Annotated in this window: 30 protein-coding genes and 2 pseudogenes; 7 read left to right on the top strand and 25 right to left on the bottom strand. The window is 56.7% G+C overall.

The genetic code is table 11. From position 1 onward, the window contains the following. Positions 1–5: 5 nt before the first annotated feature. From IPI80_RS17395 to IPI80_RS17380, 4 genes are all read right to left on the bottom strand, one after another. Positions 6–275 (bottom strand): HPr family phosphocarrier protein, encoded by a 270-nt coding sequence (locus tag IPI80_RS17395; protein WP_413862355.1) that lies wholly within the window; start codon positions 273–275, stop codon positions 6–8. Beyond that, positions 244–690, bottom strand: coding sequence for a PTS sugar transporter subunit IIA (locus IPI80_RS17390; RefSeq protein ID WP_413862353.1), 447 nt, complete (start codon positions 688–690; stop codon positions 244–246). Before IPI80_RS17390 ends, IPI80_RS17395 begins: the two co-directional genes overlap by 32 nt. Positions 691–716: 26 nt before the next feature. Further along, complete coding sequence (locus IPI80_RS17385; RefSeq protein WP_413862351.1) at positions 717–1,100, bottom strand: hypothetical protein; 384 nt, start codon at positions 1,098–1,100, stop codon at positions 717–719. A 170-nt stretch (positions 1,101–1,270) separates the two neighbouring features. Beyond that, on the bottom strand, positions 1,271–1,972 hold the full coding sequence (locus tag IPI80_RS17380) for a DUF4197 domain-containing protein (protein WP_413862349.1): 702 nt from the start codon (positions 1,970–1,972) through the stop codon (positions 1,271–1,273). Positions 1,973–2,147: 175 nt separating this feature from the next. Between IPI80_RS17380 and IPI80_RS17375 the strand changes: the two genes are divergently transcribed. Next, on the top strand, positions 2,148–2,636 hold the full coding sequence (locus tag IPI80_RS17375; RefSeq protein WP_413862622.1) for a GNAT family N-acetyltransferase: 489 nt from the start codon (positions 2,148–2,150) through the stop codon (positions 2,634–2,636). A 27-nt stretch (positions 2,637–2,663) separates the two neighbouring features. Here IPI80_RS17375 and IPI80_RS17370 read toward each other — a convergent pair whose 3' ends face one another. The 21 genes and pseudogenes from IPI80_RS17370 to IPI80_RS17270 form a co-directional block, all read right to left on the bottom strand. Then, positions 2,664–3,170, bottom strand: a complete 507-nt coding sequence (locus IPI80_RS17370) for a peroxiredoxin (RefSeq protein WP_413862347.1) — start codon at positions 3,168–3,170, stop codon at positions 2,664–2,666. 90 nt (positions 3,171–3,260) lie between these two features. Then, positions 3,261–3,530: a 30S ribosomal protein S17 gene (rpsQ, locus tag IPI80_RS17365; RefSeq protein WP_413862345.1), complete on the bottom strand. Its 270-nt coding sequence runs from the start codon at positions 3,528–3,530 to the stop codon at positions 3,261–3,263. Between the two features lie 10 nt (positions 3,531–3,540). After that, a complete protein-coding gene (rpmC, locus tag IPI80_RS17360; protein ID WP_413862343.1) occupies positions 3,541–3,747 on the bottom strand; it encodes a 50S ribosomal protein L29 in 207 nt (68 codons plus the stop codon). A 15-nt stretch (positions 3,748–3,762) separates the two neighbouring features. After that, complete coding sequence (rplP, locus tag IPI80_RS17355; RefSeq protein ID WP_029708121.1) at positions 3,763–4,179, bottom strand: 50S ribosomal protein L16; 417 nt, start codon at positions 4,177–4,179, stop codon at positions 3,763–3,765. Between the two features lie 2 nt (positions 4,180–4,181). Beyond that, positions 4,182–5,082, bottom strand: a pseudogene (gene rpsC / locus IPI80_RS17350) (30S ribosomal protein S3). A 16-nt stretch (positions 5,083–5,098) separates the two neighbouring features. Then, positions 5,099–5,428, bottom strand: a complete 330-nt coding sequence (rplV, locus tag IPI80_RS17345) for a 50S ribosomal protein L22 (protein WP_075585605.1) — start codon at positions 5,426–5,428, stop codon at positions 5,099–5,101. A gap of 8 nt (positions 5,429–5,436) precedes the next feature. Next, positions 5,437–5,715 carry a 30S ribosomal protein S19 gene (rpsS, locus tag IPI80_RS17340; protein ID WP_094476242.1) on the bottom strand — a complete coding sequence of 93 codons (279 nt, stop codon included), beginning with the start codon at positions 5,713–5,715 and terminating at the stop codon, positions 5,437–5,439. A gap of 12 nt (positions 5,716–5,727) precedes the next feature. Further along, positions 5,728–6,552 carry a 50S ribosomal protein L2 gene (rplB, locus tag IPI80_RS17335; RefSeq protein WP_413862340.1) on the bottom strand — a complete coding sequence of 275 codons (825 nt, stop codon included), beginning with the start codon at positions 6,550–6,552 and terminating at the stop codon, positions 5,728–5,730. 2 nt (positions 6,553–6,554) lie between these two features. Then, complete coding sequence (rplW, locus tag IPI80_RS17330) at positions 6,555–6,878, bottom strand: 50S ribosomal protein L23 (RefSeq protein ID WP_152528836.1); 324 nt, start codon at positions 6,876–6,878, stop codon at positions 6,555–6,557. A gap of 8 nt (positions 6,879–6,886) precedes the next feature. After that, a complete protein-coding gene (rplD, locus tag IPI80_RS17325) occupies positions 6,887–7,507 on the bottom strand; it encodes a 50S ribosomal protein L4 (protein ID WP_413862338.1) in 621 nt (206 codons plus the stop codon). Beyond that, a complete protein-coding gene (gene rplC / locus IPI80_RS17320; RefSeq protein ID WP_413862621.1) occupies positions 7,507–8,187 on the bottom strand; it encodes a 50S ribosomal protein L3 in 681 nt (226 codons plus the stop codon). Before rplC ends, rplD begins: the two co-directional genes overlap by 1 nt. 196 nt (positions 8,188–8,383) lie before the next feature. After that, positions 8,384–8,698, bottom strand: a complete 315-nt coding sequence (rpsJ, locus tag IPI80_RS17315) for a 30S ribosomal protein S10 (protein WP_028250951.1) — start codon at positions 8,696–8,698, stop codon at positions 8,384–8,386. A gap of 9 nt (positions 8,699–8,707) precedes the next feature. Beyond that, positions 8,708–9,900, bottom strand: a pseudogene (tuf, locus tag IPI80_RS17310) (elongation factor Tu). A 152-nt stretch (positions 9,901–10,052) separates the two neighbouring features. After that, entirely contained in the window at positions 10,053–12,155 is a 2,103-nt protein-coding gene (gene fusA, locus IPI80_RS17305) for an elongation factor G (RefSeq protein ID WP_413862335.1), read from the bottom strand. Positions 12,156–12,326: 171 nt separating this feature from the next. Next, positions 12,327–12,800: a 30S ribosomal protein S7 gene (gene rpsG / locus IPI80_RS17300; protein ID WP_209393191.1), complete on the bottom strand. Its 474-nt coding sequence runs from the start codon at positions 12,798–12,800 to the stop codon at positions 12,327–12,329. 176 nt (positions 12,801–12,976) lie between these two features. Further along, on the bottom strand, positions 12,977–13,354 hold the full coding sequence (gene rpsL, locus IPI80_RS17295) for a 30S ribosomal protein S12 (RefSeq protein ID WP_117179888.1): 378 nt from the start codon (positions 13,352–13,354) through the stop codon (positions 12,977–12,979). A gap of 156 nt (positions 13,355–13,510) precedes the next feature. Beyond that, on the bottom strand, positions 13,511–14,695 hold the full coding sequence (locus IPI80_RS17290) for a D-alanyl-D-alanine carboxypeptidase family protein (protein WP_413862332.1): 1,185 nt from the start codon (positions 14,693–14,695) through the stop codon (positions 13,511–13,513). Next, entirely contained in the window at positions 14,692–15,354 is a 663-nt protein-coding gene (locus IPI80_RS17285) for an alpha/beta hydrolase (protein WP_413862330.1), read from the bottom strand. The genes IPI80_RS17290 and IPI80_RS17285 overlap by 4 nt, the downstream gene beginning before the upstream one ends. 3 nt (positions 15,355–15,357) lie before the next feature. Next, positions 15,358–15,708, bottom strand: coding sequence for a (2Fe-2S) ferredoxin domain-containing protein (locus IPI80_RS17280; RefSeq protein WP_413862328.1), 351 nt, complete (start codon positions 15,706–15,708; stop codon positions 15,358–15,360). 9 nt (positions 15,709–15,717) lie between these two features. Beyond that, positions 15,718–16,812, bottom strand: a complete 1,095-nt coding sequence (locus tag IPI80_RS17275) for a VanZ family protein (RefSeq protein WP_413862326.1) — start codon at positions 16,810–16,812, stop codon at positions 15,718–15,720. An 8-nt stretch (positions 16,813–16,820) separates the two neighbouring features. Next, positions 16,821–17,255 carry a CopD family protein gene (locus tag IPI80_RS17270; protein ID WP_413862324.1) on the bottom strand — a complete coding sequence of 145 codons (435 nt, stop codon included), beginning with the start codon at positions 17,253–17,255 and terminating at the stop codon, positions 16,821–16,823. A gap of 356 nt (positions 17,256–17,611) precedes the next feature. Between IPI80_RS17270 and hemB the strand changes: the two genes are divergently transcribed. The 6 genes from hemB to IPI80_RS17240 all read left to right on the top strand — a co-directional run bounded on the left by hemB (position 17,612) and on the right by IPI80_RS17240 (position 23,094). Next, entirely contained in the window at positions 17,612–18,628 is a 1,017-nt protein-coding gene (gene hemB / locus IPI80_RS17265) for a porphobilinogen synthase (RefSeq protein WP_413862322.1), read from the top strand. A gap of 64 nt (positions 18,629–18,692) precedes the next feature. After that, positions 18,693–19,814: a magnesium transporter CorA family protein gene (locus tag IPI80_RS17260; protein ID WP_413862320.1), complete on the top strand. Its 1,122-nt coding sequence runs from the start codon at positions 18,693–18,695 to the stop codon at positions 19,812–19,814. Between the two features lie 63 nt (positions 19,815–19,877). Then, positions 19,878–20,948: an acyltransferase family protein gene (locus IPI80_RS17255; protein ID WP_413862319.1), complete on the top strand. Its 1,071-nt coding sequence runs from the start codon at positions 19,878–19,880 to the stop codon at positions 20,946–20,948. A 145-nt stretch (positions 20,949–21,093) separates the two neighbouring features. Continuing rightward, on the top strand, positions 21,094–21,675 hold the full coding sequence (locus IPI80_RS17250) for a hypothetical protein (RefSeq protein WP_413862317.1): 582 nt from the start codon (positions 21,094–21,096) through the stop codon (positions 21,673–21,675). Between the two features lie 9 nt (positions 21,676–21,684). Next, positions 21,685–22,431 (top strand): SDR family oxidoreductase, encoded by a 747-nt coding sequence (locus IPI80_RS17245; RefSeq protein ID WP_413862315.1) that lies wholly within the window; start codon positions 21,685–21,687, stop codon positions 22,429–22,431. Positions 22,432–22,461: 30 nt separating this feature from the next. Further along, on the top strand, positions 22,462–23,094 hold the full coding sequence (locus IPI80_RS17240) for a MarC family protein (RefSeq protein WP_413862313.1): 633 nt from the start codon (positions 22,462–22,464) through the stop codon (positions 23,092–23,094). Positions 23,095–23,097: the final 3 nt, after the last annotated feature.

Raw genomic sequence — 23,097 nt, 5'->3', positions numbered from 1 at the left:
TTGCCTTATTCGCCTTCGCCAAATTTGTCCGCAATAAGGGCCAAGAGACCATCCATGGCTTCCTGGGCGCGGTCACCCTCGGTGTCAATGACCACTTCGCTGCCCATACCCGCTGCCAGCATCATGACGCCCATGATGCTCTTGGCATTGACGCGGCGCTCGCCCTTGGCGATCCACACCTCGCACGGAAAACTGCCAGCTAGTTTGGTCAGTTTGGCCGATGCGCGGGCGTGCAGGCCGAGCTTATTGGTGATGGTCGTTGTGGTCTTGATCATGCGGTTTTCTGGTCTGGTTTTGGGGTGCTGTCGCGACCACTTGCATGATGCATTGGGTACCTCCGATAAGCGCTCGGGCCACCAATACATCCAGCGACTCGTTGCGGTAATTGACCGTACGCAGCAACATGGGCAGGTTGACTCCAGCGACCAGCTTGGCATGCACGCCATCAACCACCATTTGCGCCACATTGCAAGGTGTGGCACCCAACACATCCGTCAGGACCAGTGTACCGGGAGCGGCCAGTTGATCCAGTAGCGCTAGCGCGGCCAGACGACTTTTTTCGGGAGATTCATTGGGCAATACATCCAGCGCCAGTACGCCAGCGGCTGACTCAGGATAGACATGCAACACACACTCCCGCAGTGCACTGGCCAGCGGGGCGTGGGCGATGATGAGGATGCCGGTGTTCATGGTTGTCTTAAACGTTGATTATGGCGTTATTGCAGGGATAGACCCGTGAACAACCTATCGACCGTTTCACCGCTTACCTGATTTGCATATACGGCCACGTGGTAAATATCATTGCCGCTGCCAATCCACAACAGCCGTGCAACTACAGGACTACCGTCCGGGCGCAAGCCCCGCGCGGATACGAGTTGGGGTAACACTGTCAGCGCCGCAGGCATTGCCGTCGCGGCCAGTTGGTCATTCGCCTTTGTCTTTAATTGAAAGGGAATATCCTGCACATCGGTGGCCCGAAGGGCAGTCAATGCCTGTTGGCGCCATTGTTCGCGAACAGTATTTAAATGTTTGTCATCTTTTACACGCACATGGCTGATGGCAAATAGGCCACCACCGGCCTCACAGCCCATCATTTCCATAGTTAGATCCTGATCAGCCAATTGAACGGGACGCTGCGCCTGATCAGGCTTGCAAGGCAGCAGGGCGGTAAGGCCCTGTAGTCGCACCTCCCGCCAGTTCAATGCAGGACTGCACGCCACCAGGGTAAGGGCACTGCAAAATATGAAGAGAAGGTGCGACCTGAGGTCCCTCACTTCAATGCGCCAAACACCTTGCTCAGGATAGAGCTGCCATAGCCCACCGGGTTTTGGCGAATTTTCTTTTCCTCTTCAGAGATCATGAAAAACAGGCCGTCAAGCGTCTTACCGGTTACGTACTGCTGAATATTGGCCTCTTCCTTCTTCATGAGACCCATTTCAGACGCCTTGCCCGCCACATCGTTGTACTTTTGTGCCAAGCCCACCTTCTCCGTGGCCTGACTGACGATCGGCAGAAATTTCACGGCTAAGGCCGGACGCGTTTTGTTGGCAAAGAACTGGGTGACGGCCGTGTCGCCGCCGCCCAGGATGCCCTTGGCGTCGGTCACACTCATGGTCTGTACCGCATTGACCAACAAGTCCTTGGCCATGGGAACCGCCGCCTCGGCGCCGCGGTTCATAGCGGTGATCAACTCATCCACGCGTCCACCCTGTCCCACGGTGCGCAGCAGTTGGACAGCATCCTGCAAAGAACCCGGCAACGAAATGCGAACGCTGTCATTGCCTAGGAAGCCGTCTTGCACACCCAAGAGTCCAATGGCTGATAGAGCGCCTTTTTCCAATGCGGTCTTCAGGCCCTTGGTCGCATCGGTATTGCTGATATCGTCCAACGTAAGAGCATACGCCTGCTGCAACGCGCTGGCGCTCAGCAGGCTTACTATTGATGTAGCGAGTGTGAACTGGCGTCGTTGCATGGGTTTCACCTTAACAATTGCCACCCGAAAGAGGGCATCCGTATTATGGTTTCTTTGGGTGAGCTTTGCTCGGCGTCAACTGTTCTAAAACGCCCTATTGCGCGCACGTGCTAAATTCAGGGACTGACTGAAAGGTAACAAGGAATTGCCAGAATCGTTTGAAGATGCGAGAGGTGTGACGCCGCCCAATACACAGCTAATCACACCTGTGTCGGCGGCTGAATTGGCGGGCGTTCGCACCCTCTTCCTGGATTATGCCGGCTCACTCTCGGTTGACCTTTGCTTTCAAAACTTCGAAGCGGAACTGAACGCATTGCCTGGGGAGTATGGCCCGCCACGCGGCGCTCTGGTATTGGCCACCGTGGATGGTGAACTTGCGGGGTGCTGTGCTATGCGTCCACTGGATACGGTGGATTATCCCAACGCATGTGAAATGAAGCGGTTGTACGTCCGCCCTAACTACCGAGGACTGCGTCTGGGCCGTTTACTGGCCGAAAACATCCTTGATGCTGGCAGACTATGCGGATACAACTGCATCCTGCTCGACACACTGGATGACATGGAATCAGCCCGCGCGTTGTACCAAGAGCTGGGATTTGTCGAAATTCCGCCCTACTACTACAACCCCATCGCAGGCGCCCACTACCTTAAGGCAATGCTGTAGTGCGGCCACGGAGATTGGGTATGCGTACTAGCCCTGGGCCTGGGCCAATAGTGTAGCGGCGTCGCTAACCTCGAATTTTCCCGGGCCTTCGATATTGAGGCTCACTACCTTGCCATCTTTAACCAGCATGGAGTAGCGGTTGCTGCGCAATCCCATCCCCTTGGATGTCAAGTCTAGTGTCAGTCCGGTCGCCTGCGCAAATGCCGCACTACCGTCAGCCAGCATACGAACTTTACCTTCGGTCTTCAGGTCGCGCGCCCAAGCGCCCATCACAAATGCATCATTGACACTGACACACCAGATCTCATCAACGCCAGCTGCATGCAAGGCTGCGGCGTTTTCAACGTAGCCCGGAACATGCTTGGCAGAACACGTGGGCGTGTAGGCACCAGGCAATCCAAACAGCGCAATGGTCTTGCCAGCAGTGGCCTTGGATACATCCACAGGATTGGGGCCGAGACTGCAGCCGTTACCTTCAACCTCCGAGTACTCCATCAGCACGGCTGCGGGAAGGGTGTCGCCTACTTGAATCATGTTCGCTCCTGAATAGTGTCTGCACAAATGAATACGGCCCACAATTGTGGGCCGTAATGGCTGCACCTGCAGGCTTAAGGGCTAAGCCCTTTAGACAGCGATGGCCTTTTGCACCAAGCGGGTCGCAACCCAGTTCTTGGTCTTGGAAATCGGACGGCTTTCCGTGATTTCGATCATGTCACCCATCTTGTACTCGCCCTTTTCGTCATGGGCGTGGTACTTGCTGGACTTGCCAACGATCTTGCCGTAGAGCTCGTGTTTAACACGGCGCTCAATCAGCACGGTCACTGTCTTGGCACGCTTGTCGCTGACCACCTTGCCAATCAAGGTGCGCTTGAGGGATTTTTTAGCTTCCGTCATTTATCGCTCCTTATTTGGCGGATTTGTCAGCGCTTTGCTTCTCGACAAGAATAGTCTTGGCGCGGGCAATGTCACGGCGCGCAGTGCGGATCGTGGCTGTGTTGGTGAGTTGTTGCGTGGCTTTTTGCATACGCAGGCCAAAGTGTGCTTTTTGCAGCGCTTTGACTTCCGACTTCAAACCATCAACGTCTTTTTTGCGCAGGTCAGTAGTTTTCATATCATTTGCTCCTGATTACTGGCCAATCATGCGGGCCACGAAAGTCGTACGCAAAGGCAGCTTGGCGGCAGCCAAACGGAACGCTTCACGTGCCAACTCTTCAGGCACACCGACGATTTCAAACACGATCTTACCGGGCTGAATTTCAGCCACGTAGTACTCGGGGTTACCTTTACCGTTACCCATACGCACTTCAGCAGGCTTTTGGGAAATTGGCTTGTCAGGGAACACACGAATCCAGATACGACCGCCACGCTTCACGTGACGCGAAATGGCACGGCGTGCCGCTTCGATCTGGCGAGCAGTCAAACGACCGCGATCCGTACATTTCAGACCGAAGTCACCGAAAGCGACCGAGCTGCCCCGGGTCGCGATGCCGGTGTTACGGCCCTTTTGCTCTTTGCGGTATTTCCGGCGAGCGGGTTGCAACATAGTTATTCTCCTTTACCGTCAGCTGCTGCAGCTGGCGCGGCGACTTTGCGAACGCGCTTAACGGTGGGTTTATCGGCGTCAGCACCGGAAGCCTCTACAGGCTTATCGCTGCCATCGGCTGGTGCCGCGTTGGTGCCCACCGGACGACGGGGGGCTGCCACGGGGGGCGGGACGATCTGAACCAGGGCGTGCACCGCCACGGTCATCACGGCGTGGGCCACGTGGACGACGCTCTTCTTCAGCACGGGGCTCAACGGCTGCCGGCAGGTCGTTACGACCCAGCGTGTCACCCTTGTAGACCCAGACCTTGACACCAATGATGCCGTAGGTGGTTTTGGCTTCGGAAGTACCGTAGTCAATGTCAGCGCGCAGTGTGTGAAGTGGCACGCGACCTTCGCGGTACCACTCGCAACGGGCGATTTCAATGCCGTTCAGACGACCGGACGACATGATCTTGATGCCCAAGGCACCCAGACGCATGGCGTTTTGCATGGCGCGCTTCATGGCACGGCGGAACATGATCCGCTTTTCCAATTGCTGCGTAATGCTGTCGGCGATCAGCTTGGCATCGATTTCGGGCTTGCGCACTTCTTCGATGTTCACTGCCACTGGCACGCCGAGCTGTTTGCCCAGTTCGCGCTTGAGGTTTTCGATGTCTTCGCCCTTCTTGCCGATCACCACGCCCGGACGAGCCGAGTAAATCGTGATGCGGGCGTTCTTGGCAGGACGCTCGATCAGCACGCGCGACACCGAAGCGTTCTTTAGCTTGGCCTTCAGGTATTCGCGAACCTTGATGTCTTCCGCCAGCATACCGGCGAAATCCTTGTTGCTGGCGTACCAACGCGAAGACCAGTTACGACTTACGCTCAGGCGAAAGCCGGTTGGATGGATTTTTTGTCCCATATCTTCCTGGCCTCTATTAGTTACCAACCGTCACGTACACATGGCACGTGGGTTTACGGATTTGATTGCCACGACCTTTAGCGCGGGCCGTGAAGCGACGCAGCGATGCGCCTTGTTCGACGTAGATGGTCTTGACCTTCAATTCATCGATGTCAGCACCGTCGTTGTGTTCGGCATTGGCGATAGCGGACTCCAGAACCTTCTTGATGATCACGGCAGCTTTTTTCTGCGTGAACTGCAAAATGTTCAGGGCTTGATCCACCTTTTTGCCGCGGATCAGGTCCGCGACCAGACGGCCTTTGTCCACAGACAAACGCACGCCACGGAGGGTTGCACGTGTTTCCATGGTCACTCCTATTTCTTCTGGACTTTTTTGTCCGCAGGGTGACCCTTGAAAGTACGTGTGAGCGCAAACTCACCCAACTTGTGGCCAACCATTTGATCGGTGATATAGACCGGAACGTGCTGCTTGCCGTTGTGCACGGCAATGGTCAAGCCGATGAAATCGGGCAGGATCATAGAGCGACGCGACCAGGTCTTGATCGGCTTTTTGTCTTTGGTAGCGACGGCCTTTTCAGTCTTGGCTACCAAATGGTGGTCAACAAACGGACCTTTTTTGAGAGAACGAGTCATTTAACCTTCCCCTTACTTCTTGCGACGCGACACGATCATGACCTGCGTGCGCTTGTTGTTACGGGTACGGTAACCCTTGGTCAGATTACCCCAAGGATCGACTGCGTGACGGCCTTCGCCGGTCTTGCCTTCGCCACCACCGTGCGGATGGTCGACCGGGTTCATCACCACACCGCGAACGGTTGGGCGAATACCCATCCAGCGCTTGACACCGGCTTTACCCAGTTGGCGCAGGCTGTGCTCTTCGTTGGCAACTTGGCCAATGGTTGCGCGGCAGTCGATGTGGATCTTGCGAACTTCACCGGAGCGAATGCGAACCTGGGCGTAAGTGCCTTCACGGGCCAACAGCGTGGCAGAAGTACCCGCAGAGCGGATGATCTGCGCGCCCTTGCCAACCTGCAACTCTACACAGTGGATGATGGAACCCACTGGGATGTTGCGGATGGGCAAAGTGTTGCCAACGCGGATGGGGGCTTCGGAGCCGCTCATGATAGAGGCGCCGACTTCCAGACCACGGGGAGCAATGATGTACTTGCGCTCGCCGTCTGCGTAGCACACCAGAGCGATGTGCGCGGAACGGTTAGGGTCGTACTCAATGCGCTCAACCTTGGCAGGAATAGCGTCCTTGTTGCGAACAAAGTCCACCACACGGTAGTGGTGCTTGTGTCCGCCGCCTTTGTGGCGAGTCGTAATGTGGCCGTTGTTGTTACGACCGGCTTGCTGGAATTGTGGTTCCAGCAAGGCAGCGTGGGGCGCACCTTTGTACAGGTGGTCACGCGAAATCTTCACCACGCCACGACGGCCTGGGGAAGTTGGTTTCATTTTGATAACAGCCATGATTACGCAGCCTCCCCGCCGAGGTTCAGCTCTTGGCCTGCTTTTAGCATCACATAGGCTTTGCGAACGTTGTCGCGACGACCATTGGATTTGCCAAAGCGCTTGGCCTTGCCTTTTGTGTTCACCACAGAAACGCCTTGCACTTCCACCTTGAACATCAATTCCACAGCGGCCTTGATTTCGGGCTTGGTAGCGTCTTGCAGCACCTTGAACGTCACAGCATTGGATTTTTCAGCCACCATGGTTGCCTTTTCAGACACGATGGGAGCAACCAGAACCTGCATCAAGCGACCTTCGTCGTACTTGACTTTTGACGTATTGTTCATACGGGCGCTCATGCGAACATCTCCTTGAGTTTGTCCATGGCAGCCTTGGTTACCAATACCTTGCGGTAATGAACCAGCGACAACGGATCAGCATAACGGGGTTCCACCACGAGGATGTTGACCAAATTCCGCGATGCCAAGTACAGGTTTTCGTCGACTTCGTCGGCAATCACCAGCACGGACTCGAGATTCATGGCCTTGAACTTGGCCGCCAGCGGCTTGGTCTTGGGAGAGTCAACCTTCAGCGAATCCACAACAGCCAAGCGACCTTCACGGGCCAATTGGGACAAGATGGAAGCCATACCGGCGCGGTACATCTTCTTGTTGATCTTTTGTGCGAAGTTTTCGTCAGGCATATTCGGGAATATGCGGCCGCCTCCGCGCCACAGTGGCGAGGAAGTCATACCGGCACGGGCGCGGCCCGTTCCCTTTTGCTTGAATGGCTTCTTGGTTGAGTGGTGAACCTGCTCGCGGTCCTTCTGGGCGCGTGTGCCTTGACGGGCATTGGCCTGGAAAGCAACCACGACCTGGTGCACCAGATCTTCGTTGTATGCGCGGCCAAACACTGTTTCAGGGGCTTCGTACTTCGAAGTAGCCTGGCCTTGGTCGTTTAGGAGTTCGAGCTGCATCAGTTCGCTCCCTTCGCAGTTTCAGATTTCGCTTTGACAGCGGGACGCACGGTGACAAAACCGCCGGCCGATCCAGGAATTGCACCCTTGATCAACAGCAACTGACGAGCTTCGTCAATGCGGAATATGTCGAGGTTTTGCGTAGTGACCAAATCATCACCCAGATGACCCGTCATGCGCTTACCTGGGAACACGCGGCCTGGATCCTGGGCCATACCAATGGAACCTGGAACGTTGTGCGAACGGCTATTACCGTGCGACGCGCGCTGCGATTTCATGTGGTGGCGCTTGATCGTGCCGGCGAAGCCTTTACCGATGGTCGTGCCCTGTACGTCCACCTTTTGGCCAACGGCAAATACGTCAGCAACCGGCACGGTAGCACCAGCTGCGTATTTAGCCGCTGAATCAGCGGATACACGGAATTCTTGAATAATTTCACCAGCTTCCACGCCTGCTTTCGCAAGGTGGCCAGCTGCTGGCTTGGTTACGCGCGAAGCTTTGCGCGAACCGAACGTTACCTGCAAGGCAACATAGCCATCGTTCTCCTGGGTTTTCACCTGTGTCACGCGGTTGTTGGACACGTCTACCACCGTAACAGGAACTGCATCCCCGTCGTCGGTAAATAGGCGCATCATGCCAACCTTGCGACCCAGCAACCCTAAGTGATTGCTAAGACTCATTGTTTTCTCCGTAATCCTCACCACCACAACTTCAATTGGCTGCGATGTTTTGACGTGAGGTACTGTTAATAAAACTTCATTGCACTGCTTGCGCAAAAGCAATGAAGCCTGCGAGTATAACGCGGCCATGCGTAATCCGCAAGGCCAGCTCAACACTCATTTTTGGCCCCGGTTTTCCACCGGAGCCCTCAGCCCATTACTGGAGCTTGATTTCTACGTCCACGCCGGCAGGCAGGTCGAGCTTCATCAGCGCGTCAACCGTCTTGTCGGTGGGATCCACGATGTCCATCAGACGCTGGTGCGTACGAATTTCGAACTGGTCACGGCTGGTCTTGTTCACGTGCGGTGAACGTAGAATGTCAAAACGCTTCATGCGGGTTGGCAAGGGCACTGGGCCTTTGACGATTGCACCAGTGCGCTTGGCGGTATCCACGATCTCGGCGGCGGATTGGTCGATCAGCTTGTAGTCAAATGCTTTTAGGCGGATGCGAATCTTTTGTTTGGTAGCCATGATGTCTCCTTACGCAATGATCTTGGCAACCACACCCGCACCCACGGTACGACCGCCTTCGCGGATCGCAAAGCGCAGGCCTTCTTCCATGGCGATCGGGTTGATCAGCTTCACGGTGATCGACACGTTGTCACCAGGCATGACCATTTCCTTGCCTTCTGGCAACTCGATCGCACCGGTCACGTCCGTTGTACGGAAGTAGAACTGGGGGCGGTAGTTGTTGAAGAAAGGTGTGTGGCGGCCGCCTTCGTCCTTGGACAAGACGTAGATCTCGCCCGTGAAGTGGGTGTGTGGCTTGATGGAGCCGGGCTTGCACAGCACTTGGCCGCGCTGCACGTCTTCACGCTTGGTGCCGCGCAACAGGATACCGACGTTGTCGCCAGCTTGACCTTGGTCCAGCAACTTGCGGAACATTTCGACGCCTGTGCAGGTTGTCTTTTGGGTGTCAGCAATACCGACGATTTCGATTTCTTCGCCGACTTTGACCATGCCACGCTCGATACGGCCGGTCACCACGGTGCCGCGACCAGAGATGGAGAACACGTCTTCCACGGGCATCAGGAACGCACCATCAACAGCACGCTCGGGCAGGGGGATGTAGCTGTCCAGAGCTTCGGCCAGCTTCATGATGGCTTCTTCACCCAAAGGACCTTTGTCGCCTTCCAGGGCCAGCTTGGCTGAACCGTGGATGATGGGGGGGTTGCGTCGCCTGGAAAATCGTACTTGTCCAGGAGTTCGCGCACTTCCATTTCAACCAGCTCCAACAACTCAGCATCGTCCACCATGTCGCACTTGTTCAGGAACACGATGATGTAAGGCACGCCCACCTGGCGAGCCAGCAGGATGTGCTCACGGGTCTGGGGCATGGGACCATCAGCTGCGGAGCAAACCAGAATAGCGCCGTCCATTTGCGCAGCACCGGTGATCATGTTCTTCACATAGTCGGCGTGTCCAGGGCAGTCCACGTGGGCGTAGTGGCGGTTGGCCGTTTCGTATTCGACGTGGGCGGTGTTGATCGTGATGCCGCGCGCTTTTTCTTCTGGCGCTGCGTCGATCTGGTCGTAGCCTTTGGCAGTTCCGCCATATTTGGCTGCCAGCACGGAGGTGATGGCAGCAGTCAGCGTGGTCTTGCCGTGGTCAACGTGGCCAATGGTGCCCACGTTCACGTGGGGCTTGGTACGCGTGAATTTTTCTTTTCCCATTTTTCAATTCTCCAAAAGAGCTATGCCCGTGTGTTGGTTTAATGTTTGCACAATGTTGCTGAATCACTCCGCACGGGCACGGACTGGCACACTGTCGCAGACAATCTTCAAATCAGTTGGGGACAGAGCTAAAGATCTGTCCCTCAAAGATATTACTTAGCCCGAGCCGCCATGATGGCTTCCGACACGTTGCGCGGGGCTTCCGCGTAGTGCTTGAATTCCATCGTGTACGTAGCACGACCTTGCGACATTGAGCGCAGGGTGGTGGAGTAACCAAACATTTCCGACAGAGGCACTTCGGCCTTGATAGCCTTACCGCCACCCATCATGTCTTCCATGCCTTGGACCATGCCGCGGCGCGAGGACAAATCGCCCATCACGTTGCCAGCGTAGTCTTCAGGTGTTTCCACTTCCACAGCCATCATGGGCTCCAGAATCACGGGGTTGGCCTTGCGGCAACCTTCCTTGAAACCGAAGATAGCGGCCATCTTGAACGCGTTTTCGTTCGAGTCCACGTCGTGGTACGAACCGAATGTCAGCGTAACCTTGACGTCTACCACAGGGTAGCCAGCCAGCACACCTTGATTCAAGGCTTCAATGACGCCCTTTTCCACCGCAGGGATGAATTCGCGAGGAACCACACCGCCCTTGATCGCGTCAACAAACTGGAAACCCTTGCCAGCTTCGTTCGGCTCAACCGTGAACACCACGTGACCGTATTGACCCTTACCACCGGACTGGCGCACGAACTTGCCTTCGACGTCGACCACTTGCTTGCGAATGGTTTCGCGGTAGGCAACCTGGGGTTTACCCACGTTGGCTTCCACGCCAAATTCGCGCTTCATGCGGTCCACAATGATTTCGAGGTGTAACTCGCCCTGGCCACCGATGATGGTCTGACCCGACTCTTCGTCGGTTTGCACGCGGAACGAAGGATCTTCAGCGGCCAAGCGGTTCAAAGCGATACCCATTTTTTCCTGGTCGGCCTTGGTCTTGGGTTCCACAGCTTGGCGAATCACCGAGTCCGGGAACACCATACGCTCTAACGTAATCACCGCATTGGGATCACACAGGGTCTCACCCGTGGTGACATCCTTCAAACCCACGCAGGCAGCAATGTCGCCGGCGCGGATTTCGTCCACTTCTTGCCGGTTATTTGCGTGCATTTGCACGATACGGCCGATACGCTCTTTCTTGCCACGCACGGCGTTATACACGGTGTCACCCTTCTTCAGAACGCCGGAGTACACGCGCACAAAGGTCAATTGACCCACAAACGGGTCGGTCATCAACTTGAAGGCCAAAGCGGCAAACTTCTCGCCATCGTCGGCCTTACGAAAGATTTCCTTTTCGTCTTCATCAAAGCCCTTGATGGCTTTAACGTCCAACGGAGAAGGCATCAGTTCAATGACAGCATCCAGCATGCGCTGAACACCCTTGTTCTTGAATGCGGTGCCGCACAGCATGGGCTGGATTTCGCTTGCGATAGTACGGGTACGCAGACCGAAGGTGATTTCTTCTTCGGTCAGGTCGCCTTCTTCCAGGTACTTGTTCATCAACTCTTCCGAGGCTTCGGCCGCAGCTTCCACCATCTTCTCGCGCCACTCTTTGGCAGTTTCCAACAGGTCAGCCGGGATTTCAGTTGTGGTGAACTTCATACCTTGAGAGGCTTCATCCCAAATGATGGCTTTCATCTGGCGTAGATCCACCACGCCCGTGAAATGCTCTTCAGCACCGATTGGAATCACGACGGGCACAGGATTCGCCTTCAGGCGCAGCTTCATCTGCTCCACGACCTTGAAAAAGTTGGCACCGGTACGGTCCATCTTGTTCACAAAAGCCAACCGGGGAACTTTGTATTTGTTCGCCTGACGCCACACAGTTTCCGACTGTGGCTGAACGCCGCCCACAGCGCAGTAGACCATGCAAGCACCGTCGAGCACGCGCATGGAACGCTCGACTTCAATCGTGAAGTCAACGTGCCCAGGGGTATCGATGATGTTGATGCGATGCTCAGGGAAAGACCCGTCCATTCCCTTCCAGAAGCAGGTGGTTGCAGCGGAAGTGATGGTAATACCACGTTCCTGCTCCTGCTCCATCCAGTCCATGGTGGCCGCACCGTCGTGCACTTCACCAATCTTGTGGTTCACGCCGGTATAAAAAAGAATACGCTCGGTGGTAGTGGTTTTACCAGCGTCGATGTGCGCGGAAATGCCAATGTTGCGATAGCGCTCAATGGGGGTAGTGCGAGCCATGATATGTTCCTGTTAAATATGTTCTGAACGCAAAAACCGCGCCACTCGGAATAACTCCAAGTGCAACGCGGCGTAGCGAGAAGGCTTTAGGCTAAGCGCATACCTGCAGACAGTGCAATTCGCACGGCAAGGGTTTGCAACGACGCATAAAGCCTTCGCAGTAGCCGCCTCTTAGAAACGGAAGTGGGAGAAGGCCTTGTTGGCCTCAGCCATGCGGTGAACTTCGTCACGCTTTTTCATGGCACCGCCGCGGCCTTCAGTAGCCTCCAGCAACTCGTTAGCCAGGCGCTGGGCCATGGACTTTTCACCGCGCTTGCGAGCGGCTTCCTTGATCCAGCGCATGGACAAAGCCAAGCGACGGACAGGGCGCACTTCAACCGGCACCTGGTAGTTGGCACCACCCACACGGCGGGATTTCACTTCAACCATGGGCTTGACGTTGTTGATGGCAACGGTGAAGGCTTCGACCGGGTCTTTATCGGGGTGCTTCTTCTCGATCAGTTCGAGCGCGCCATAAATGATGCGCTCTGCAACTGCTTTTTTGCCGCCTTCCATGATCACGTTCATGAATTTGGACAGCTCTACATTGCCGAACTTGGGATCCGGCAGGATTTCACGTTTAGGGACTTCGCGACGACGTGGCATTTTTTCACCTCTTTGCTTCAGTTGGCACCCTTGCGGACACCTTGAGAGTTAATCAATAAGACTCTCACTTACTCGACCCAAACAGCGGGTCACTACGTTTATTCACTGCGCCACGCAATAAACAAACACCTTTTATTTTTTCGATTCCAAGGCTTTCGCCGCGGGCTCAGGTCAATTTACTTGGCCTTTGGCTTCTTTGCACCGTACTTGGAGCGCGACTGCTTGCGGTCTTTCACGCCTTGCAAGTCGAGCGAACCACGAACGATGTGGTAACGCACACCAGGCAAGTCCTTGACGCGACCGCCACGAACCAGCACCACGCTGTGTTCCTGCAGGTTGTGGCCTTCGCCGCCGATGTAAGAGATAACCTCAAAACCGTTGGTCAGGCGCACTTTGGCAACCTTACGCAAAGCAGAGTTAGGCTTTTTGGGCGTGGTGGTGTACACACGGGTGCACACACCGCGACGCTGCGGAGAGTTCTGCATGGCAGGGCTCTTCGACTTGATGATCTCGACCTCACGGCCTTGACGCACGAGCTGATTGATGGTTGGCACTTAAGCCTCCTATGACTGAAACGTCCCTAAACGTTTGAATTGGTACGAAAACGTGAATCCCTTCGGAATTTCCGAAAAGCCTTCTACTGTATCAGAAGCAGGGTTTCCCCGCAAGAAAAACTCTGCGGATCTTCCAAATTGGGTGTTTTCGGGGTTTTAACGAATCCACAAGCGCACGGCATCCCACGCGCGGCCCAGGATGCCAGCCTGCTCCACCGCGTCCAGCGTAAGCAGGGGGACCTCAGCCACCAGTTGGTCACCAGACAGGACTTTCAGGGTGCCAACCGTCTGGCCCTTGGTCAGGGGCGCCACCAGTGGGTCAGTGCGCACCACCTGGGTTTTCAGCTTGGCTGCACTGCCGGCGGGGACCGCTACCACGATGGCCAGGGGGCGTCCGAGCTTGACACTGGATTGGGCGCCTTTCCAGACATTGGCCGTCACCACTGCTTGCTCGGCATCAAACAGCTTGACGCCTTCATAGGCGGTAAAGCCCCAGTTCAGCAGTTTTTGCGACTCGTTGGCCCGCGCATTCTCACTGGCAGCACCTAACACGATGGCCAGCAGGCGCCGGCTGCCCGTGGTTCCCGGCGTCCCTGCGGGAGTGCCTGGATTGCCCAGGCTGGCGAAATCGCGCTTCGCAGTTGCCACCATACAGTAGCCTGCAGCCTCGGTGTGACCGGTCTTCAGGCCGTCCACCGTGGGGTCACGAAACAACAGGACGTTGCGGTTGCTGTCGTTGGCTGCCGGTGTGCCGGGGTAGCGGTATTTCTTGATGGCCGAGTAACCAATGTAATCCGGAAAATCGCTCATCAGGCGGGTAGCCAGGATGCTTAGGTCGCGCGCGGTGGTCGTGTGGCCCGCCACGGTCAAACCTTCCGGGTTCTTGTAGCTGGTCGCGTTCATGCCCAGCACTTTGGCCTGGTCGTTCATCATTTGCACAAAGCGCTCGGCCGTGCCGCCCACGCCTTCTGCCAGCGCCATGGTGGCGTCATTGCCCGACTGCACGATCATTCCCTTGATCAGGTCTTCCACCGGCACCTGCATCTTCGGGTCGATGAACATACGCGACCCTGGCATCTTCCAGGCCCGCTCACTAACGCCAAAGGTCTGGGTCAGTGTGATTTTCTTGGACTTCAGGGCGTCAAAAACCAGGTACTCGGTCATCAACTTGGTCAATGATGCCGGTTCCACCGGACTGTCCATATCCTTGGAGGCCAATATCTGGTTGGCACTGACATCCAACACCAGGTAGGCGCGCGCAGCCACTTCGGGCGGTTGTGGCGTTTGGGCGCCCACGGATAAACACACGAAGGCCACAAGGGCTACAAAAAAAGATTTCATGGGAATGTTAGGGAGTCTACGGACAGATGGCGCGCAACCAGGTTGCGCAAAAGCGGCAATTGTCCATGAAAGAAATGGGAGACACCGGGGATTACGGTCACGGGCAAGGTTTGGGGACGCGCCCAGTTCATCACATCCGCCAGTGGCACGGTATCGTCTTGTTCACCGTGGATCACCAGGGTGCGCCGATGTAGCTCCTGCGGCACGGGTGCCACCTCGAACCGGGTCGCGGCCGTGCCTACCAGCACCAGTTGCTCTGGCGCGCGCTGCGGACCCAGCGCAGTCAGGGCGTGGCTGACCACAAAGCTGCCAAAGGAAAAACCCGCCAGCGCCAGCGGAACGGGCTCTGGCCCGGCCGTGGCATGGTCAATCACCGCCAGCAAATCCTGCAATTCGCCACGTCCGGCATCATGCACGCCTTCGGTAGCGCCGACGCCCCGAAAATTAAAACGCACGGCGCGCCAACCGCATTGCACAAAAGCCCGTGCCAGGGTCTGAACCACCTTGTTTTCCATGGTGCCGGCAAACAGCGGGTGGGGATGGGTAATAACGGCCACACCGCGCCACACGGCACCCGGCACCAGCATGGGCAGGTCTTCCAGCGCCTCAATGTTGCCTACTGGCCCCTGCAGGGTGAAACGGCGGGTTTGGGAGTTCAAGGCCTAGCGTCCCAAATGCGGCGGCGTTAGCAGGCGCTCGACCACCTGGCCATTTTTGAGGTGGGATTCCACAATTTCATCGATATCCTGCTCGTCCACATAGGTGTACCAGACACCTTCCGGGTACACCACGGCAATGGGGCCGGCAGCACAGCGGTCCAGGCAGCCCGACTTGTTGACCCGCACCTGGCCAGGGCCAGCCAAGCCGGCTTCCTTGACCAGCTTCTTGCAGCGATCAAACGCCTCTTGAGCACGGTGTTGGGCGCAGCATTCCTCACCGTTCTTGCGCTCATTGAGACAGAAAAAAATGTGCCGCGCGTAGTACGGTGGCGGGATGTTGGTGGACTGGGTCATGGGACGATTCTAATTTTTTGGATCGCGTGTCCACATCAAAGACAGTACATAGACCACCACAGCGTAAGGCCACAGCCAGCCCAGCCATTGGGCCAGGCCATGAAAGCGAATGAAGCGCCCCTGTTCCCAAGCCTGCAGGGTCTGGGCGAAATAGGCACTTGCAGGCGCCTCATTCAGAAGACTGAGGTAGATGCCCAGGGACAGCAGCAGCAGCGCGGCGCTGGTGCGCCAAGGCACAAAGGCCAGCCCCAACGACAACAGCACGGCCAACAGCATGCCCATCTGCGCCGGCAAACCCAGCCAGGCCCAGGCATGGGTTGGCCCCCAGCTCAACGCCGCCGACAGTGCCGACACCGCCAGCCCAGCCCCAATGACCATGAACACAATGGCCAGCCGACGCAACCTAGCACGTACCACGCAAAAGGCCAACAAGCAGGGGATCAGCAGACCCAACATCACGCAGACCATCTCGGCACTCGGGACCAGGGGCTGCAACTCAGTTTCTCGCAGGGGCAACCACTCCAGAAACGGAGTGTCCACCAGTTGCGCACCCAGAGCATCTTCCAGTCGTTCCAGCACCTGCCCCAGACCAAACGGTACAGCAGCCGGAAACAACAGCGACAGGGGCCACAGAGCCAACAGCACAATGCCGCCACGCGAATGGGGGACAAACCAGCGCGCGCGAATCTGGCTCCAGCGGTCAATAGCACCCAATTGGGCCAAGACAACGGTAGAAAGCGCACCAAAACAGGCCCCAAAGGTGTCCAGCAGCAGATCTTCACGCGAAGGCACGCGGGCGGGCAAGTAACTTTGCAACGCTTCCATGCAAAACGCCAACACAAAGGCTACCAACGTGGGCACCAAAATCGCATGGCGAACACGCCCCGAGCGCAGGGCGCCCAATGCCAGCAGGCCACCAAAAGGGGCGTAACCCGCCACATTGATGGCCACGTCAAAGCCGGTCCAGTAGCGTGGCAGTGGTGCCGTAAGAAAGGCCCAGGGGACGATACCTTGGTCGCGCCACTCGGCAAACGGGTACAGGCTGGCATAGACAATCAAGCCCACATACACCAAGGCCAGTGGCCAGGCAGCCGATTTGTGCATAGGTCGCTCTAAAACGGCTTAAGCACCACAAGAATGATTGTCGCCAACATCAACAACACTGGTGCCTCATTGAACCAGCGAAACCACACATGGCTGCGCGCCATAGTATCGGCCTCGAACTTCTTGAGAATGACGCCACAGCCATGGTGGTAACCGATGGTCAGCAACACCACGACCAGTTTGGCATGCATCCAGCCATTGCCCGGCCCCCATCCAATACGAAAGCCTATCCAAAGCCATAACCCTAAACCCACTGCAGGTACCGCAATGATGGTCATGAAGCGCAGCAGCTTGCGCGCCATCAGCACGAGGCGCTCGCGCTCCGCCTCCGAGCCCGGCGGCACCATGGCCAGGTTGACAAAAATGCGTGGCAAATAAAACAGCCCAGCGAACCAACTGGCAATAAAAAAGATGTGGAACGATTTGACGAGGAGGTAGGCCATTGGGGAAGTTTAGCGCCGCCAGGTCGCCCCCAATGCGTGTGCGCCCTCTTGGTGTGCAGCGAACCATGCGTAGCGAGGAGCTTGGAAACAAATTGAGAGCAAAAAAACCCCAGCACGTGGGCTGGGGTGGTAAGCCTATTTGCTGTCACACATCAAGGCCCCGCTCAGGGAGGAAAAGCGGGAGATAGCAAGCTACCCGGGATGCAATTTAGCAAAGTTGTTGCAGCTTTGCAAGTGGCTTTACGAAATACCCGCATCAACGGAACCCGTATTTTCCACAGCCCAGTGATCGGCAGCGAATGGTTCCGCCAGCGCACTGATCAGCGGGGGTTTCAGAATCAGGCACAATTTTCCCCATGACGCCCTATGCCCCCTACCCCCTTGGCCGCCCGCGCCGCCTGCGCCGCGATGTTTTTACCCGCAACCTGGTGCGCGAAAACACGCTCAGTGCGCATGACCTGATCTACCCGGTTTTCGTGGTGGACGGCCAAAAGCAGCGCGTCGCCATTCCCTCCATGCCCGGAGTGGAACGCCTGAGCCTGGACCTGCTGCTACCGGTGGCAGAGGAATGCGTGAAGTTGCAGATTCCGGTTATGGCGCTGTTCCCGGTGATCGACCAGTCGCTGAAAAATTACGAAGGCTCTGAGGCGCTGAACCCCGACGGCCTGATCCCACGTGTGGTGCGGGCCCTCAAGAAAGAGTTTCCGCAACTCGGGGTCATGACCGACGTGGCGCTGGACCCCTTCACCAGCCACGGCCAAGATGGCCTGCCTGACAAGCGCCCCGAGGCCGAGGGCTACATCCTGAACGACGAAACCGTGGCCATGCTGGTGCAGCAGGCCATGACCCAGGCCGACGCCGGCGTGGACATCGTCGCCCCCAGCGACATGATGGATGGGCGCATTGGCGCCATCCGCGCGGCGCTAGAGGCCAAGGGTCACATTCACACCCGCATCATGGCTTACAGCGCCAAATATGCGTCCGCGTTTTATGGACCCTTCCGCGATGCGGTGGGCTCCGCCAGCAACCTGGGCAAGAGCAACAAAAAGGTCTACCAGATGGACCCCGGCAATACAGACGAGGCCCTGCGCGAAGTGGCCATGGATATTGCCGAAGGTGCAGACATGGTAATGGTCAAGCCCGGCATGCCCTACCTGGACGTGGTGCGCCGCGTCAAAGATGAGTTCAAGATCCCGACCTTCGCCTACCAAGTATCAGGCGAATACGCCATGCTACAGGCCGCTGCGCAAAATGGCTGGCTGGACCGCGAGGCCGTGATGTTGGAAAGCCTCTTGGCCTTTAAGCGCGCCGGTGCTGATGGGGTTCTCACTTACTTTGCCGTTGAAGCCGCCAGAATACTACAAAAACAATAGCTACTAGCGTACATTCCACGAGGGCTAGAACCCTGTTTGATCCATACCTTTCCAGCAAAAACCGATGCGCATCTTTCACATTCAGGCCAGCGGAATTACCGAAAGTAATGATCTGGATGCGCTGACGGCGGCTGGTCGCCCAGCCCACGGCTTTGTCTGGGTGGCCTGCACACGGCACGAGTTCGAAGTGCAACAAGGCACCGTGCAGGCCATGCTGTTTGCCCTGTCTGGCCAGCAGCTGGTGGACCTTCACATCTCGGACCTGATGAACAACCATCTGCCGTCGCACTACGACTACACCTCGCAGTACGACGTGCTCGTATTTCGCCGCCTGGCGGCCGGCACGCACAACGCCGACCCGGAGCACCCGGGTGAAATACTGACCCGTGAACCCACTCGCGGTGGTCCGCCCATTTTGCGGCGTATCGACACCAGCCCCGTGGCCTTTGCCGTGTTCGACCATGTTCTGTTGACCGTGCACCCCACTGACTGCAGCGCACGCGACACTTACGTCATCAAACTGATACAGGCCGCCAGCAGCGAATCGCGTGCGGCCGGCGCCCGCTTGCCCACCAGCCCGGCGGACCTGATGCTGCGGGTGGTCAACCAGATGGTGGACGGTTTTCTGGAACTGCGCCGCGAACTGACCCACCAGTTGGACCATTGGCAAACCGAGTTGCTCAACCCCAAAACCCGCTTCAACAACTGGAACTCGCTGCTGGATGCGCGCCTGTCGCTGCACACGCTGGACGAAATCTGCGAAGACCAGCGCTCAGCGCTGCAAGACTGGATCGAGGCCGTCAAAACCTGGCCCGATGCCGACACGCCCACAGGACAGCGCGAGCGCGACTTGCTGCAGGTACGCAGCCGCGACGTGCTGGAGCACATCGAACGCGTGGTGCACCATGTACGCCGCCTGGAGCAAAGCGTGGAGACCGCCGTGCAGATGCACTTCAACGTGCAGGGCAGCCGCACCAACGACATCATGCGCACGCTCACTGTGCTGACCGCTATCTTTTTACCGCTCAACCTGATTACCGGTTTCTTTGGCATGAACTTTGACGGCCTTCCGCTCATTCACCGGCAAAGTGGCGCCTGGATGGCGGTTGGATTTATGGTCGTCATTTCTGTCGGTCTGGTGGTATTGTTCTGGCGCAAACGCTACTTGGCGCGCTCGGGAAGATAGCGTCGACCATGACTCATCAAACTTGCAACTTTCCAAAGAACTACTTTGATTTGCTCACTACCTATGGTTAATGCCGACAAGGCACAACCATCCGACAGCACAGTGATGCAATGGCCCATTGAACTGTTGCGCGGTATTGCTGCCTTGATGGTGGTTTTTGCCCATTACTGGGGACTAGCCGGCGTCAAGGCCGGTTTGTTTGTGTATTTTATTACTGGCGTCGACCTATTTTTTGTTATCAGCGGGTATGTCTTTGCACCTTATTTTTTTGGAAAAACGCTCCATCCTCAATCATTTTTTATAAAGCGATTTTTCAGAATCTACCCGCTATACGCCTGCTCATTGCTGATTTATGTTTTCTTGAAATTTTCTACCAGTCAGGAGGCGAAATACCTCGTCACGCATTTGTTTCTTCTTTATACGACGGAGTCTCGAGAAATAGCTTTCTATTACAACCAAGCCTATTGGAGCCTGCCCGTTGAGATCGAATTTTACCTATTCCTTCCCGCGTTGGCCTATATCGCACGATTAAAAGGAGGGCTCTTCGTGATGGTTGCGTTTGCTCTAGTTTTGCATTGTGTTATTGCGTTTTTTAGCCCAACAGACATGCGAATGGCAAATAACTTTCTTGCCTTTAGTGTCCATTTGCCAGGGTTACTTATCGAGTTTCTATTGGGCGTTATTGCATGGCAGATATCGCGAAACGAACTGACAGCCCGCGCGCGATTCTTGATGATCTTCGCAGGTGCTGCACTTTGGGTCATTGCCGCTTGGGTTTTCTCGTTTTACTTTGCCCGTGGTGGTGACAACGCCGTGATGGAAAACGACGTTCTTCGTGGAAACATCGGCCTTTTTGCAGCCCTAGCATTCATGCCTATTGTGGCTGCGCTAGGGCGATTTGGGCAGCGTGCACCCCCTTGGCTGAGAATCGTGTCCGTCTGGCTTGGAAACTTGAGTTTTGGGATCTATCTTTTTCACAATGCAGCCCCTCAAATCTTGAATCTCTGCGGAGTAATCGCACCGCCCGTGGTTTTCGCTGCTCTATGCATAATTCTTACTTTTTTGATAGCGCAGGTTTTGTATGTTTGGGTGGAAAATCCATCTAGAAACTACGGCCGCGCAGTAGCAAGTTGAATACACATAAGTCGATGTGCAATGGTCCAAGCATGCCCAACGATCCCACGTCAATGATGTAGAGGAACGTCCGATGCATCACTTGGCCACTGCTTACTGATTGGCTGCGACAACGCGCCGCATTTTGTCGTCAAGGGAACCATTTATGCACAGACTACTGATGCTCCTCGCTGCCACCGTCTCCGGCTTTGTTTTGTCGCTGCCAGCCCATGCTATCTACTCACGCACCATCAACGTGCCCATGTCGGCTAACGGCCAGAGCGCGATCGTGGACGGCAACGCCATCAAAGGCATTTACCTGGACCTGCTGATTCCGGCCAGCAAAATACCCAAGCGCGACGCGTACGGCTGCTTTGTTCCCCCGATCCGCAACCGCGCCATGCTGATAACCCTGAGTAGCGGGCACGCCCCCATCAAAAGCACGCAGGATTTGTTGGCGCAAACCGACCTCAAAATCGTCCTGGTGCGTGGCTTTGACGATGGCCCGGCTTACCAAGAACTGATCACCACGCTGACTCAGCAAGGGCGCTTGATTCTGGAGGTGGATGCACTATCGGTTGCGCGCCTGCTCAAAAGTGGCGCGGCCGACGCCACCATCATGGCCCCCAGCATTCTGGCCGGTGCATTACAAGACGACGAGCGCGCAGCCAAATCGGGCGTGGTGTGGAAGGGCTTTCAGCAATACTACGCGCCGGCTGTGCTCAACGGCAGCATCGCCCCACTATAGAACCCCAGCATGCAACCCATTGTCTTGATTACCGGTGGCTCGCGCGGCATTGGGGCGGCCACCGCTCTGCTGGCCGCCCGGAAGGGTTACGCCGTGGCGGTGAACTACACCAGCAACTCACTCGCCGCCGACGAGGTGGTACGACAGATCCGCGACGGTGGTGGCTCAGCCATCACGGTGCAGGCTGATGTGGCGGTCGAATCGCAAGTGCTGGCCATGTTTGACAAGATCGACGCCAAGCTCGGCCCCTTGAGCAGCCTGGTCAACAACGCCGGCGTGGTCGATGTCGCCTGCCGGGTGGACACCATGACGGTAGATCGCCTGCAACGCATGTTCAACACCAACATCATCGGCTCGTTTGTCTGCGCACGCGAAGCCGTAAAACGCATGAGCACGCGCCACGGGGGCAGTGGCGGCAGCATCGTCAATGTCTCCAGCGCAGCATCGCGAGTTGGGTCGCCCGGCCAGTATGTGGACTATGCTGCCAGCAAGGGGGCCATCGACACCTTCACCCTGGGTCTGGCCAAAGAGGTGGCTGCTGAGGGCATCCGCGTCAACGCAGTGCGCCCCGGCATCATAGCCACCGACATCCACGCCAGCGGTGGCGAGCCCGACCGGGCCCAGCGCCTGGCCACCCAGCTACCCATGCAGCGCCCCGGCACCGCACTGGAAGTGGCCCAGGCCATTGTTTGGCTGATGGGCGTTGACGCCAGCTACACCACAGGCGCCCTGCTGGATGTGAGCGGCGGGCGCTGAACGGTCCACATCAAACGGCATACTCGCACCATGGATTTCAAACCCCTCATCACCCTGCTGGCCATCGTCAACCCGCTGGCGATCGTGCCGTTTTTTATCCACTACACGCAGGGCTTCACGCGCGAACACCGCCGCCGTACCGTTGTCATTTCGTCGTTCAGTTGCTTTGTGGTGATTGCCACCAGCGCACTGGCTGGCCTGCAAATTTTGAATTTTTTCAGTATCTCGCTGGCCAGCTTTCAGGTGGGCGGCGGCATGTTGTTGTTGACGTCGGCGTTGAATATGCTGAACGCCCAGCCAGCCGAAATCAAGCCCAGCACGAATGAAATGGAAGACGGCGCAGCAAAAGCTGCGCGCGGCGCCAGCATTGCCGTGGTGCCGCTGACCATTCCGCTCTTAACCGGCCCAGCCACCATGTCCACCGTCGTCATTTATGCCGAAAAGGCCAAGACCTTTTGGCAACTGAGCACATTGGTGGGCTACGGCGTGGTCATCGCATTGGCCACCGCTTTTTGCTTTGCCTTGGCACAACCGATTGCCCGTGTGCTGGGCAAGACTGGCATCGACGTCATGACGCGGCTGATGGGCCTGATCCTGGCTGCGCTAGCGGTAGAAGTGATGTCGGATGGATTGGTAAAGTTGTTTCCGGCGCTAGGGCATTGAACC

The sequence above is a fragment of the Candidatus Aalborgicola defluviihabitans genome (assembly GCF_016705985.1).
GTDB classification, from domain to species: Bacteria; Pseudomonadota; Gammaproteobacteria; order Burkholderiales; family Burkholderiaceae_C; genus Allorhodoferax; species Allorhodoferax defluviihabitans.
This window is presented reverse-complemented; position numbering and strand designations above follow the sequence as displayed.

Excerpts from the sequence above, each read along its gene's own strand:
- IPI80_RS17370 (WP_413862347.1), bottom strand. The coding sequence starts at position 3,170 with ATGATTCAAGTAGGCGACACCCTTCCCGCAGCCGTGCTGATGGAGTAC.
- rplC (WP_413862621.1), bottom strand. The coding sequence starts at position 8,187 with ATGAGTCTTAGCAATCACTTAGGGTTGCTGGGTCGCAAGGTTGGCATG.
- IPI80_RS17390 (WP_413862353.1), bottom strand. The coding sequence starts at position 690 with ATGAACACCGGCATCCTCATCATCGCCCACGCCCCGCTGGCCAGTGCA.
- IPI80_RS17255 (WP_413862319.1), top strand. The coding sequence starts at position 19,878 with ATGGTTAATGCCGACAAGGCACAACCATCCGACAGCACAGTGATGCAA.
- rpmC (WP_413862343.1), bottom strand. The coding sequence starts at position 3,747 with ATGAAAACTACTGACCTGCGCAAAAAAGACGTTGATGGTTTGAAGTCG.
- rplB (WP_413862340.1), bottom strand. The coding sequence starts at position 6,552 with ATGGCTGTTATCAAAATGAAACCAACTTCCCCAGGCCGTCGTGGCGTG.
- rpsG (WP_209393191.1), bottom strand. The coding sequence starts at position 12,800 with ATGCCACGTCGTCGCGAAGTCCCTAAACGTGAAATCCTGCCGGATCCC.
- IPI80_RS17245 (WP_413862315.1), top strand. The coding sequence starts at position 21,685 with ATGCAACCCATTGTCTTGATTACCGGTGGCTCGCGCGGCATTGGGGCG.
- rpsJ (WP_028250951.1), bottom strand. The coding sequence starts at position 8,698 with ATGGCTACCAAACAAAAGATTCGCATCCGCCTAAAAGCATTTGACTAC.
- IPI80_RS17290 (WP_413862332.1), bottom strand. The coding sequence starts at position 14,695 with ATGAAATCTTTTTTTGTAGCCCTTGTGGCCTTCGTGTGTTTATCCGTG.
- IPI80_RS17270 (WP_413862324.1), bottom strand. The coding sequence starts at position 17,255 with ATGGCCTACCTCCTCGTCAAATCGTTCCACATCTTTTTTATTGCCAGT.
- IPI80_RS17280 (WP_413862328.1), bottom strand. The coding sequence starts at position 15,708 with ATGACCCAGTCCACCAACATCCCGCCACCGTACTACGCGCGGCACATT.
- IPI80_RS17250 (WP_413862317.1), top strand. The coding sequence starts at position 21,094 with ATGCACAGACTACTGATGCTCCTCGCTGCCACCGTCTCCGGCTTTGTT.
- rplD (WP_413862338.1), bottom strand. The coding sequence starts at position 7,507 with ATGCAGCTCGAACTCCTAAACGACCAAGGCCAGGCTACTTCGAAGTAC.
- fusA (WP_413862335.1), bottom strand. The coding sequence starts at position 12,155 with ATGGCTCGCACTACCCCCATTGAGCGCTATCGCAACATTGGCATTTCC.
- rplV (WP_075585605.1), bottom strand. The coding sequence starts at position 5,428 with ATGGAAACACGTGCAACCCTCCGTGGCGTGCGTTTGTCTGTGGACAAA.
- IPI80_RS17275 (WP_413862326.1), bottom strand. The coding sequence starts at position 16,812 with ATGCACAAATCGGCTGCCTGGCCACTGGCCTTGGTGTATGTGGGCTTG.
- rpsS (WP_094476242.1), bottom strand. The coding sequence starts at position 5,715 with ATGACTCGTTCTCTCAAAAAAGGTCCGTTTGTTGACCACCATTTGGTA.
- hemB (WP_413862322.1), top strand. The coding sequence starts at position 17,612 with ATGACGCCCTATGCCCCCTACCCCCTTGGCCGCCCGCGCCGCCTGCGC.
- IPI80_RS17385 (WP_413862351.1), bottom strand. The coding sequence starts at position 1,100 with ATGGAAATGATGGGCTGTGAGGCCGGTGGTGGCCTATTTGCCATCAGC.
- IPI80_RS17260 (WP_413862320.1), top strand. The coding sequence starts at position 18,693 with ATGCGCATCTTTCACATTCAGGCCAGCGGAATTACCGAAAGTAATGAT.
- IPI80_RS17395 (WP_413862355.1), bottom strand. The coding sequence starts at position 275 with ATGATCAAGACCACAACGACCATCACCAATAAGCTCGGCCTGCACGCC.
- IPI80_RS17240 (WP_413862313.1), top strand. The coding sequence starts at position 22,462 with ATGGATTTCAAACCCCTCATCACCCTGCTGGCCATCGTCAACCCGCTG.
- rpsQ (WP_413862345.1), bottom strand. The coding sequence starts at position 3,530 with ATGACGGAAGCTAAAAAATCCCTCAAGCGCACCTTGATTGGCAAGGTG.
- rplW (WP_152528836.1), bottom strand. The coding sequence starts at position 6,878 with ATGAACAATACGTCAAAAGTCAAGTACGACGAAGGTCGCTTGATGCAG.
- IPI80_RS17380 (WP_413862349.1), bottom strand. The coding sequence starts at position 1,972 with ATGCAACGACGCCAGTTCACACTCGCTACATCAATAGTAAGCCTGCTG.
- rplP (WP_029708121.1), bottom strand. The coding sequence starts at position 4,179 with ATGTTGCAACCCGCTCGCCGGAAATACCGCAAAGAGCAAAAGGGCCGT.